The sequence below is a fragment of the Streptococcus suis genome, from assembly GCF_019794615.1.
GTDB lineage: Bacteria > Bacillota > Bacilli > Lactobacillales > Streptococcaceae > Streptococcus > Streptococcus suis_AI.
The window spans coordinates 1-12,212 of sequence record NZ_JAIMDU010000051.1 but is presented as its reverse complement, the minus strand read 5'-3'; the positions used below and the strand labels follow the sequence as shown (position 1 = coordinate 12,212).

Annotated in this window: 12 protein-coding genes and 1 pseudogene; 1 reads left to right on the top strand and 12 read right to left on the bottom strand. The window is 39.2% G+C overall.

All coding sequences use genetic code 11. The features are described 5' to 3' along the window. Nucleotides 1-154 precede the first annotated feature (154 nt). From rplS to K6V43_RS10760, 4 genes and pseudogenes are all read right to left on the bottom strand, one after another. Entirely contained in the window at nt 155-502 is a 348-nt protein-coding gene (rplS, locus tag K6V43_RS10775) for a 50S ribosomal protein L19 (protein WP_011921928.1), read from the bottom strand. A gap of 361 nt (nt 503-863) precedes the next feature. Beyond that, nucleotides 864-1,469 (bottom strand): superoxide dismutase SodA, encoded by a 606-nt coding sequence (sodA, locus tag K6V43_RS10770; RefSeq protein WP_024391732.1) that lies wholly within the window; start codon nt 1,467-1,469, stop codon nt 864-866. 76 nt (nt 1,470-1,545) lie between these two features. Beyond that, on the bottom strand, nt 1,546-2,577 hold the full coding sequence (gene holA / locus K6V43_RS10765) for a DNA polymerase III subunit delta (protein ID WP_222383085.1): 1,032 nt from the start codon (nt 2,575-2,577) through the stop codon (nt 1,546-1,548). A gap of 63 nt (nt 2,578-2,640) precedes the next feature. Continuing rightward, nucleotides 2,641-3,216 (bottom strand): annotated as a pseudogene (locus tag K6V43_RS10760) (ComEC/Rec2 family competence protein); the annotation flags it as partial. A 42-nt stretch (nt 3,217-3,258) separates the two neighbouring features. On the opposite strand from K6V43_RS10760, the gene K6V43_RS10755 reads away from it, so the two are divergent. Then, on the top strand, nt 3,259-3,714 hold the full coding sequence (locus K6V43_RS10755; protein WP_222383081.1) for an NUDIX hydrolase: 456 nt from the start codon (nt 3,259-3,261) through the stop codon (nt 3,712-3,714). Nucleotides 3,715-3,734: 20 nt separating this feature from the next. On the opposite strand, the gene K6V43_RS10750 is transcribed toward K6V43_RS10755, so the two are convergent. The 8 genes from K6V43_RS10750 to K6V43_RS10715 all read right to left on the bottom strand — a co-directional run. Then, nucleotides 3,735-5,297: a recombinase family protein gene (locus K6V43_RS10750; RefSeq protein WP_222383080.1), complete on the bottom strand. Its 1,563-nt coding sequence runs from the start codon at nt 5,295-5,297 to the stop codon at nt 3,735-3,737. After that, nucleotides 5,297-6,532, bottom strand: coding sequence for a recombinase family protein (locus K6V43_RS10745; RefSeq protein WP_105206161.1), 1,236 nt, complete (start codon nt 6,530-6,532; stop codon nt 5,297-5,299). The genes K6V43_RS10750 and K6V43_RS10745 overlap by 1 nt, the downstream gene beginning before the upstream one ends. A gap of 57 nt (nt 6,533-6,589) precedes the next feature. Then, entirely contained in the window at nt 6,590-6,751 is a 162-nt protein-coding gene (locus K6V43_RS10740; RefSeq protein WP_044777345.1) for an SHOCT domain-containing protein, read from the bottom strand. 106 nt (nt 6,752-6,857) lie between these two features. Further along, nucleotides 6,858-8,327, bottom strand: a complete 1,470-nt coding sequence (locus K6V43_RS10735; RefSeq protein ID WP_222383079.1) for a LysM peptidoglycan-binding domain-containing protein — start codon at nt 8,325-8,327, stop codon at nt 6,858-6,860. 6 nt (nt 8,328-8,333) lie between these two features. Then, nucleotides 8,334-8,729: a phage holin family protein gene (locus K6V43_RS10730; RefSeq protein ID WP_222383078.1), complete on the bottom strand. Its 396-nt coding sequence runs from the start codon at nt 8,727-8,729 to the stop codon at nt 8,334-8,336. After that, a complete protein-coding gene (locus K6V43_RS10725) occupies nt 8,707-9,075 on the bottom strand; it encodes a hypothetical protein (protein WP_222383077.1) in 369 nt (122 codons plus the stop codon). The genes K6V43_RS10730 and K6V43_RS10725 overlap by 23 nt, the downstream gene beginning before the upstream one ends. Nucleotides 9,076-9,080: 5 nt before the next feature. Continuing rightward, the gene (locus K6V43_RS10720; RefSeq protein WP_002943561.1) at nt 9,081-9,287 is read right to left on the bottom strand and encodes a hypothetical protein; all 207 of its coding nucleotides are present in this window, start codon (nt 9,285-9,287) and stop codon (nt 9,081-9,083) included. Between the two features lie 12 nt (nt 9,288-9,299). Further along, a partial coding sequence (locus tag K6V43_RS10715; protein WP_222383076.1) for a gp58-like family protein occupies nt 9,300-12,212 on the bottom strand: 2,913 nt, incomplete at its 5' end.

The window sequence follows — 12,212 nt, the reverse complement described above, 5'->3', positions numbered from 1 at the left end:
CCTTTTTGTGCGCCCTAAATACAAAAACTATTCCCGTCTTGTCATCAACTGCTCAGACGGGAATAGTTTCTTTAGCTGCTTAAATGCTTAACTTAATGACATTGAGCTAACGCTGCCTCTTCTCATTCCGACTAAGTCAGTCCAAAGGACTATCTTAACGACGGATTTCTTTGATACGTGCTGCTTTACCTTGCAATGCACGTAGGTAGTACAATTTAGCACGACGAACTTTACCGTAACGAACAACTTCAATCTTATCAACACGTGGAGTGTGGATTGGGAAAGTACGCTCAACACCAACACCACCAGAAATTTTGCGTACAGTGTACATTTCTGAGATGCCTTGGCCTTTACGAGAGATAACAACACCCTCGAAAATCTGGATACGTTCGCGGTTACCTTCGACAACCTTAGCGTGAACACGTACAGTGTCACCAGGACGGAATGAAGGTATGTCAGTACGAAGTTGACCTTCTGTCAAACTTTGGATCAATGGATTCATGTTTTTCTCCTATCTTTGTCAATCTTAGGTGCTTTTAAACCCAGCGGATAAACTGTATTTTTGTGCGTCCATTACACACAAACTATATTATACCCTAACTAACCGCCTATGTAAAGCATTTTGATAATTTTTCTACGGTGGCTACAGTAAATCACGGTTGATTGATAGTAGAATGCAGTAGCTTTCACACAAGGAACGGAGGTGAAGGAAGCTAGATCAACCTAACGGCATTCTAGGTTGGAAATATGACTTGCGAAACAAGTCAATTTCGAATTGTACTACAAGCTGAAAGTGACGATGTAACCAGGCTAATTCAAATGACAAAACTAAAAAAACTCTTCCCGAAGGAAGAGCCGCTGGCTTATTTAGCAGCTTTATAAAGTTCGTTAACCTTGTTCCAATTAATCACTTCAAAGAAGGCTTTGATGTAATTTGGTCGAACGTTGCGGTAGTTTAGGTAGTATGCGTGTTCCCAAACATCGAGAGCCAAGATTGGCTTCAATCCTTGCATGATTGGTGTATCTTGGTTAGCGGTTGAAAGGATTTCCAATTTTCCTTCTTTATTAACTACCAAGAAAGCCCAACCTGAACCAAAGCGTGTTGTTGCAGCTGTAGTAAATGCTTCCTTAAAGGCATCAAAAGAGCCGAATGTCGCATCGATTTCTGCAGCCAACTCTTCAGAAATTTCAGTTTTCTCTGGAGAAAGTAATTCCCAAAAGAGAGCGTGGTTAAGATGTCCACCACCATTGTTGATCAAGGCCTGACGAATATCTGCTGGAATTTGTTCAACATCTGAAAGGAGAGCCTCTAAATCTTCGCCAATTTCAGGATGCTTTTCAAGGGCTGCATTGGCATTTGCTACATAAGTCGCATGGTGCTTATCATGGTGCAAAGTCATTGTTTCTGCATCAATATGTGGTTCCAAAGCATCATAAGCATAAGGTAAATCTGGTAAAATAATTGCCATAATTCTATTCTCCTATAAATTTGATAGTTCTATTGTAACCCTTTCTGAGAGCCTTTTCAATTTATTTGTCTGAAAATCACGATGTAGCGATTCTTAACAAGGCAATGTCAAATAGATAATCCTTATCAAATTGTCCTGTTTTTATTTGGTAATCTGTTTCAATTAATAGTTTGACGACCTTTTTCAAAAAACCAACCGATAGATTTCTTGAATCACGCAAGGCATATTTTACCTGATAGGGATTGATCTTACGACCAGATAAATCTGACAACGCAGTAACAATCTGATGTTCACCACGACCTTGCTCATGTAGTATTTGCACTTGAAGATAGGTGCGAAACTGAGTTAACATAATCGCAATCAACTTGATTTCGTCCTCTCCTTGCAATCGTAAATCCCGAACAAGATGGTTTGCTTCATCCATTTTAGATTGAAGGACAAGTTGAGTTAAATCAAAGATATTATCTTGAAGGGTCTTTGGGATTGCAGCATCTATATCGGCTAGTGAAATTGCATTTTGTCCTCTATAAGATTGCAGAAAGACTAAATTTTTACTAACTTCTGAAAAATCAAAGTTGGATTTTACCATAAGATAGTGAAAAACATCTGGATCCATCCGCAACCCAAGTCGACCGACTTCATTCTGGAAATGATTCTTCAACTCCATTTCCTTTAGAGGATTTGCTTCTAAAACCAATCCATCTCTTTTCAGAAGTTTGACAAGGCGACGCTTACTATCCAACTTACCAGGTGTTAGAATAATCAAGCGCGTGGTCTCAACTGGATTTTCCAAATAAGACTCAAATTGTTTCAGCTCGTCATCCGTCAAGTAGCGCTTCTTATCCGTTGTTAAATCTGCGAAATAATCAAGAATCACTATTTTTTCATCAGAAAAGAAGGGAAGAGAAACTAAATCCAAATCCACCTGATGATAATCAGCCTCTGACATATCAAAATAGGCAAAATCCAAGTCCGAAGTATCAAATTCCAGTTGCTTCATCAATAAGTCTTTCGCAATGTGATATTGACCAACATCTTCACCACACAAAATGGTCAATAAACCTAAGTTCCCTTTTTTTATTTGTTCAATCTGTTCAATTACTGTCATAATCTCTCCGTATTCTTCTCTCCATTATACCATGCAAAAAAGAAAACAGCTACAGAGAGAGCGTCACTCTTTTACCGTTTCAATACTCCACTGTTTCCAACCTCGGAAACGGATTGCTCCTTGCAGATCCGTTCGGTAAACCTGCATATTTTGGCTGTCGAAACGTTCCAGAGTTTCCTGATGCGGATGTTGATAGCGATTATTTTCACCAGCAGAAATCAGAGCAATTTTTGCTCCAATATGGGCTAAAAATTCTGGATATGAAGAGCCCTTGGAGCCATGGTGACCTGCTTTCAGCACATCGACTGGTAGCTGCGGATAAGAAGTGATTAAATCTAATTCCCCTTGCTCCAAGTCACCGGTAAGGAGGAAATTCATTTTTAACAAACGACCATAGAGTACAATTGAGTCATTATTGCCTCCATCTCCGATTCCATTGGGATATAGAACTTCTAGATAGGAATCAAAAATGGGCAATTGATCTCCAGCTTTTACAACATGAACAGGGACATTGATTTTCCTCAAAGTCGCAACAAAATCTGGAACAGTCAAACTACCTGGTGAAACGTAAATCTTACCTATTTGAATCTGCTTAGCCACTTCTAGCACATCACCCACATGATCTGCATCGGTATGAGTACTCAATTTGATACAATGCTATAATTGTGTTATAATACATCCATGGATTTATTATTAAACATATTTATTTTTTTCATTTTTGTTTTACCTTATTTTATTACAATTATTTATTTTCTGAGGGCTTTCACATTCTCAACTGTTATAATTTCCTCAGAAGAATGGTTATCAAAGCATTCAGCAAATGAACTACAACAAATGAGAGATTTAAAGAAAAAGTATGGGATAGAAAAATCTCCTGTTGATATTTTAATTGTACAAAAGGCTTATTTATTACGGTTGAAAAAACAGACTTCAGCTCTTTATGTACTTTTAGTTGCATTAATAACATTTGTAATTTCAAATCTTGATTTTTTCAATACAGGGAATATCTCACTATTTTCAACAGTTTGGTGGGGCATGTTTGCAGCTATCGTTGTCACTTTTCAATCGATTTTTATTATTCCAAAAATTGAAGAAAGAATCTTTTTAATAGACAGTATTATCGAAAATTTACTTTAATAATAAAAAGCGGTCGTAACCTACAAAGTTGCGACCGTTCCATTTTTAAATTGAATGTAAATTTCTTTACCAGAATTTATCCTGACTGACTCCACAATAGACTCCCACAAAAACTCATCGAAAGCTGTTAACATGCCATTCTGCATCTTCAGTACATTGTGAAAATCTAACAACTCTTTGTGTCTTTTGGTAATCGAAAACTTCTGAACCTCTAGGTTCTCGATTTCTTTTATCAAACCTTCATACTTGTCACTGAGTTGTCTGTACTTAATTTGGTACTCATCTTGGTTCTGACACATCATGGCATTACCCAATATAAGATTTGAAACCATCTGACCAACTACTTCCGTTTCAGTTTCAAGACTACTGATTCTTTCAACAATACTGTCAGTATTAACCATCTGTATCAAAATATCTATATTTTCTAAAACCTCATACTTATTTTCTAGCATTTGGTTGACAGCTGAGATAAACCATTGTTTTACCTCTTCCTCTGTGACGTGAGGAGTGGAGCACCGTTCAGTTCCCTTGTATTTCTCGTTGCATCTGTATATTACCCTTCGGTATTTGGAGGTTGAATGCCATACCTTGCTACCAAAGAAGTGACCACAATCTCCACATACTAGTTTTGAGCTGAAGATTGTTGTACTCGACTTTCTGCCTTTATTGTCGAGCACTTGTTGAACTGCATCAAAGGTCTCTCTATCTACTATTGCTTCATGGTTATTCTCCACATAATACTGAGGCAACTCACCTCTGTTGATGTTCTTCTTTTTGGTCAGAAAATCAATTGTATAAGTTTTTTGTAGTAAAGCATCCCCTTTATACTTCTCATTTCTAAGCATTCGCTTGATTGTGGTTGCGTTCCATTGTGATTTGCCACTAGGAGAAGGTATACCTTGTTCAGTCAAATCCTTTGCGATATGATAAGGTGATTTTCCAATAAGAGCTTGCTGAAAGATGTACCTAACAGTTTTGGCTTCATCCTGATCAACTACAATTGCCCCATCTTCACCTGCCTTAAAGCCTAAAACATTGGTGTAAGGGAAATGAACCTTCCCTTCTGCGAATTGTTTCCTTAAGCCCCAAGTTACGTTTTCGGATATGCTCCTACTTTCTTCTTGTGCCAAACTAGACATGATGGTTATGAGTAGCTCACCTTTTGAATCTAATGTCCAAATGTTTTCTTTCTCAAAGTAGATTTCTACACCTACCTCTTTCAACTGCCTAACTGTAGTCAGTGAGTCTACGGTATTTCTCGCAAATCGACTAACAGATTTTGTAATAATCAAATCGATTTTACCATTGAGTGCATCTTCCACCATAGCTTTGAAACCAGTTCTTAATTTTGTGTTTGTCCCACTGATACCTTCATCAGAGTACATTTTAACAAATTCCCAATCATCCCTCCCATTAATGTATTCAGAGTAGTACCGCATCTGTGACTCATAGCTTGTTGCTTGGTCCTCATGGTCAGTTGATACCCTGGCATAGCCCGCAACTCTACGCTTTTTCAGAGAGAAATCATCTGAACTTGACCTAATAATACTTGGTGTAGCCTGAATAGTAATTACTTTCTTCACTAATATCGCCCCTCTCTAATTTCTATAGGATATTTCCTTCCTTTTATTGGTGTTACCGTGATGATACGGTGACCAAAGTCATACTCGATGTGTTTAATATTATTTTCAACCCACTCTTTATCTGGGACAATGCCTAACTTGCTTTTAAACGATGCCAAAAGTCGCTTTTCCCCTAACGTCCTACATGAACATGATGATGCTCCGAATCGATTGCGTGTTCTACAATAATATCGTACGGTTTTATTAACTTGTTTTGAATCCACTTTAACAATCATCAAACATCCGCATTCTGAACATGAAATTTTGTCACGAAAGATACCTTTATTTAAGTGGCTTTCTTGACTCATAAAATGATATCTTCGCGCCTTCTCATGAAGTACTAAATCAAAATATTCTTTTGTAACAATTGGCTCGTGTGCATTTTCAATGATGTACTTATTGCGTTGCCCTTTATTCCTTTTCGGATTTCTAGAGAATGATTCACGATAGGTCTTCTGTAAGACAAGGCGACCAAAGTATGCTTCTTGCTTGAAGAATTCTCTGATACTTGCTACGGTAAATGGATTACCAAGCCTTGTTAAGACTTGTTCCTGATTGAGTTTATCAACTATCTGCTGTACCGAATCTCCATCCAGATACCATTTAAAGACTTTTCGAATAACTCTTGCCTCATTAGGTTCAATCTGATATTGTTCTCCATCCCAACGGTATCCATACATATCCTGTGGAGTGTGCGGAATCCCTTTTTCAAACTTCTTTTGGATTCGCCATCTTATATTTTCACTCAGGTTTTGAGACTCCTCTTGAGCTACTGAGGCAAGGAGGGTTAACATCAATTCACCTTCTGAGCTAAGACTATCAATATTCTCTTTCTCAAAAGTTACACCAATATTTTTCAAACGTAATTGTCGAACAGTAGTTAGTAGTTCAACTGTATTTCGACCAAAACGAGCGATTGACTTAGTGATTATCCTATCAATCTTTCCATCTTCACAATCCTTTATTAGTTTTTGAAAGCCTTGTCGATTACTTTGTTCTTTACCACTTATACCCTCATCATAATAAATCCCCACCAATTCCCAGTCTGGATGTGCTTGTATCAAACGGTTATAATAGCTAATCTGTGTTGACAGAGAATGATGAAGACGACTATCAGAAACCCTTGCATAGGCCGCAACCTTAAATCTTGGCTTGCAGGGTGATTTTATGGGTTGTATTCTTCTAACTGTTCTCAAATTTATACACTCCTTTCGCTACTATTTATCACTCAAAAAGAAAAAAATATCCAGTTATTAGGTCGATAATTGACTTATAAACGGTTGATATTTTTCAAGCATCAATTGCCTAAAAAGTTCAAATTCCTCAATTGTGATTGCTCCATTATTTAGAAGTATCTTTGCTTGTATCATTGTAAGTTGATAGGTCATCTCATTGTTAATTTTTTGAACGTCCATATTATCCTCCTACCTTACTAGGTAGGTTTGGGAGTAATTTTTCCGCACTTTTTGAAAAAAAGGCAAAAAAATAAAGCCTGATGTTCCCACCAGGCATATAACTTAATTATGAAATTCTAAACCAACCAACAACTTTACCCAGTTTAACTGTTCCAGTTGAATCGTAAAGTGAGCCATCCGCCATCCATTGACGTTTCACACGACGAGTGATCCCACCACCACCAATTTCCAATTGGTCATTGATACCGTTCTTATTATGGTCAGAATATCCATCAATATTCTGTTCCACACCATCAATACTTTTTCCATCAGAATCTGTCACACAGACACCAATGTGACCATAGACCAAACCATCCGTCTGAATGACATAAAAATCACCTGCTTTAGGATTCACACCCCAAGCATCGTAGATTACTTGGAAACCATTTGATTTTGCTTTCTTCAAACAATCAATGGCATTAGTATAGGACATATTCTTGTCCGTAAGTTCTTGAACAATCTTATCCACCAAGGCAACACACTGTCCGCCATAAGGGTTAGATGGAACAGTCACCTTTTGACCGACCTTAGATAAAGCGGACGCAACCACACGGCTTGCAACGCTAGTTGGAATAGCAGTTGTTGTCCTTGAAGCAGCGTTAACCTTGAGTGTTTGTCCAACTCTTAAAATATCCGCCTTCTTCAAGCTATTTACCGCAAGAAGGGCATCAACATTTAAACCAAACTTCCGAGCGATGCCATAATACGTATCGCCTTTCTGTGCTTGATAGGTCTGCTCACTATGGCCTTTAGTAGCTCCTTCTACATCCTGCTCAAGCACCCAAGACTTGATTCCATCAAGTAGATAAGCTCTCTTACTGTTGGACTGGTGAACATTTTTTACTTGGAGGATTTTGTAGGTGCGCCCCTTGACCCAGTTGGCGATTTTCTGACCAGTCTGATAATGAGTCGCATGAGGTAACACCCTAAGACTATCACCAACAAGATAGATTGGTTTTGAAGGAGTTCCTGAACTCCCAACGGTTGAACTGGGGGGCGAGGGAACAATGGTCTTGACTTCAACTCCTGTTATAGCTGATACAAGACCTCTCGCAATGTCCTCTTTCTTGTTCTCAAAAATCGCCATATCTTGTTCATTATCAATGAAGGCAATTTCCACCAAACGATAGGTGTATCCACGACTTGCTGCTTGGTTGGCATTATAGAGCCAATCTACCTTCTTAATGCCACGATTTTGGAAATATCGTGAAAGAAGAGATAGGATAGCCATATCTTCCTTATCTGCCTCTAAGGAGGATTGAATCAAGACTTCTGTCCCCTTGGCTCTACCATTAAAGGCATTGAAGTGCAATTCAGTAATTGAGTCGTATCCCTTACCAATACTAGTAATACTCCGATAATCATAAACATTTTGTTCGGTAATAAAATCAATCTGTTGTCCACTATACTTAGACATAAACTTGGCTAATTCTCGAACCTTTCCTGCTTCTGTGATACCCAGTTTGGCATTCACTGCTCCAGGATCATAGCCTGTTCGCCCTTGTCCATGACCACAAATGACTAGATGTTTTCCCATATCTTCTCACCTCTCGTTGATTTGTTTTAAGATTGCTTGTAGTTTCTCAGGTATTGGTAGACCAATTCGAACGGTATTTTCTAAAATACTTAACCCCTCATTACTGAGATAAAAGAAAATGACCATGGTTCGAATCGTTCCACCCTGCTTGATGATTGCAGTATCAATCATATGACCTAGTGAAACTAAAAATAAAATGGCTATCTTTTTAAAGATGCCACGAAAACCGATACTACTAGACAATTGTTTCTCTATAACCGCCGCAAAAATTCCTGTTAAATAATCAATAATAATGAAGACAAGTAGGGCATAGAGGATGCCATCCAACTCTCCAAATAGACTACCAATCAAGCCTCCAATCATGGAGAATAAAATCTTATTAAGAGTTAACAGTTCCTTCATCGGTCACCTCACTTTCTACTGAACCTTCCTCCACAATGGTAGGGTCTGACCAATCCGGTTGACCGTTCTCATCAAACCGCATCAGATAAAAACAATCATGGAATAAATCAGAAAGGTTCAGAGTTAATGTCGTACTACCCCACTGATTAAATGCCCAAACTGTTTCTGTTGTAACCAACTGCCGCTTTCCATTTTTAATGGCAGGTCGCCTTACTTCTTCAAGATACATGTAAAAATCCTGCTCTGCTGTCTTACAACGAATGAATTCGCCATTCTTACGCATGTAAGCGAGAGCTGTCTCCAAATCAAATGGTTCAGTTACTTTGTCAATATTGAGAAGTGCCATAGCAACTATTCTCCTTTCCCTTCTTCAGGTTTTGTCTGAACTTCTAATAACTCAGTCAATTCCTGTTTTTCTTTACGCAATAGGCTAAGTTCCTCATCCCTTTCCACCAATTGGATGGCGATGAGGTTCTTAGCGGTAATTTCATCAGAGAGCTTTGTGACAAGCTCCTGAATAGTTAGTTTTAATGATTGGTTGATTTGTTCTAGATTCATCTGTGAACTCCTTTATTTAATCGTATCCCATGTCAAGATGACATCACCTCGACCTGTGATGTTTACTAAGTGTTTAAAATTGTGGTTGAATTGATGAAGAACATCTTTCAAACTGACGTAGGTTGTACCGTTTCGATAGATGCGAATATCTCCGATATTCAAAATTGAACTTGGTCGGTCAGAAGCTTTATAGGCATCAATACTCAGTCGGTTAGGCAACGTTACTATTTCCCAGCCATCTGGATTGGTATATGGAGCACTAGCTAAACGTACCTTATCACCTACCACATCAATTTGGTCGGTATCTGTACCGTTCCATGCTCGAATTCCTACAAAACCACCGTCATTGGCATTCCAGTTGTTCCATCTATTGGAACCGATTATGGTTACACCACAAGGTTTGCCGTTTGAGGTACCTGTTTCAAATGAAACCCACTGGTGAGGATAGCCGCTAACCTCACGAGAAATGGATGGAGAGTTTGTAAAGAACTTGATGTTTCCAAGTGACAGATTGATTTTCATGGCTCCGTTGATTGCTGACAAGATACCACCAGAAATTTTGTTGGCAGATAGGGTTACTGCCTGCACTTGGGTTATAAAGGCTGATTTGGCAAACAACTGCTTGAGATAGGCTTCTGTTGCCATAAACTTGGTAAAGAAAGCCTGGTCAACCTTTAACTTATCCGCAGTGATAGCTTCTGCTCCAATTCGAGCCGCTGATATGATGCCTGACGTAATCTTTCCTGCATCAAGACTGGCAATCTTACCGCTCGCAATCACACCATCTTGGATATAGGTCGTGCCTGTTATTTGAACGAGTTTTCCATCAATTTTAATTGTCCCATCCTTATTGAGATTAAGTTGACTCAATACAGTTCCTGCACTGGTCAGATTTCGAACCGACCACGCCCCTGCAAGTGTTGAAACCTGCGTTTGAATGGCAGTTACTGTGGCAGTTGTCGCTCGACTTGTTTCTAGATTGCCAACTCGTGTCACAATCCCATTAGCCGTTTGAACAACCTGACTGATTTGATTGGTGTGATCACCAATTGTTCGAGTGTGACTGCTTACAGTATCCCGCACTTCATGAAAGGCGGTCACTGTCGTAAAGTCGTCTAATGATGGTGTCCAATAGTCTGGAAAGATATCACCAGTTGATACCATTAAGGCTCTCACATGGAACTTACCAGTCTTAACCCCATCAACTCTGACTTGAAGTTCAAATCCTTTAGAGTGTTGGTACATCTCTTGAGTGACGGTAGAGGTTAGTTTGATTAACCGATAATTGTTACCAGTTGTCAGATTGCTGCTCCATTTATTGTAGAAAGGGTGATACAAATTCCACTTGGTCCATGTCCAAACATTTTGACTATCCAATATTGGACCTTGAAGTTTCATAGTACGAGTCGTTACAGCAGGGTCAAAGGTAACTTCATCCGCTGAGACATGAACATATAAATGAACTTTTGACCCAACATAAATTCCACTACTATCCCCAAATTGCACTCTTCCTAATGATGCTATCCAGTTACTATTGGCATTTATTGTCTGATAAGTACTCCATCTATCCGAAGTACCAGCAATCAAGTTGCGATGCGAAACAGAACTAGGGATTCTGCTTTCTGTCTGACTAATTCGTTGTGTAAAACTATCAGAGGTTGTTTTGACCAAATTCTGCACACTGGTTGTCGTCGCATAGGGTTGTAGTGAACTGCTTGTAAGATAACCACGACCCGTTATATTGGAATCAACCTGAGACTTGGTTTGGTAGCCTTTTGAGTTAATGGCAGATTCAACTTGTGTACTTGTTAGTCGTTGTTCAATTTGCCCAGCCTGTGTTCGGATAGTGGTTTCTGCACTTGTTACTCGACCGATTAAGCTATTAAAGTCAGTCTTTGCGACTTTCTGTGAAATAGCGTCATTTGCAATCCGTAGGTCTGCCTTGGTTTGGGTAATCTGACTAGCGTTTGTGTTGGCCTTAGCCAAGGCATTGTCAGCGGTGGTTTTGACCCCTTCAAGAACGGTCTTATCAGCCTTAAGCAAAATAGATTGTTGCGTCTGTTGGATGGATGTAGTATGTCCTTCAACAGTTCGTTTCAAGTTATTGAAATCCGTCTGACTGACCTTTGAGGATACATCCGAAACTAATTGTCGAATCTGTGTTTCACTACTAGAAATCTTTCCACTCGCCTCGGTTAATCTTGTAGAAACCTGCTCTACACCAGAAGCCGTTTGAGTGATGAGTGTCCGTTGGGTGGTCAATTCACCAGCTATATCTGCTGGATTTTCTGAATAACCTGTATCTAGTGAGGTCTTTGCGACTTTCAATCCTGCCACATAGAATTTATTGCCATTTGGGATAGTACTGCCATTGTACTCTGTCCGAAATTGGAGTGATCCATCAGATAATACATGAACGGTTTTCCAGTAGCGTTTCCAGTCACTGGTGACAGATATAATATCGTCAGACTCTCTCACTCTTGCCACTGGAGCACGATAGACACTCGAACCGGACCAAATCGCTGAAACTTTGATGGAAGAAAGTGGCTGATTTGCTTTGGCATAAAAGCTAAAAGTAATGACATCTCCTGCTTTCACAACAATATTCTGATGACTTCCGTTATAACCCGCTTGGGTCGAACGAACTACTAGTCCTCTGAAATTCTCTGTTTCAGTAGACCAATTGTTTCCTAAATGCCAGGCATTTCCTTTATTCGACCAATCACGAGTACCAGTCATCAAATTTAGGCCATCTAGGCTAGTTGGAATTTTCGCATCCACTTGACTGATTTCAGTTGTAATACGATTCCCCAATTGAGTAATCGTTGACTCTGCAGTTTCGATTCTCTGTTTTGCTTGGTTAAAATCGCTAGTCTTTACTCGCTGAGAAATTTGGTCTGCTTGCACTTGAATCATGGATTCTGC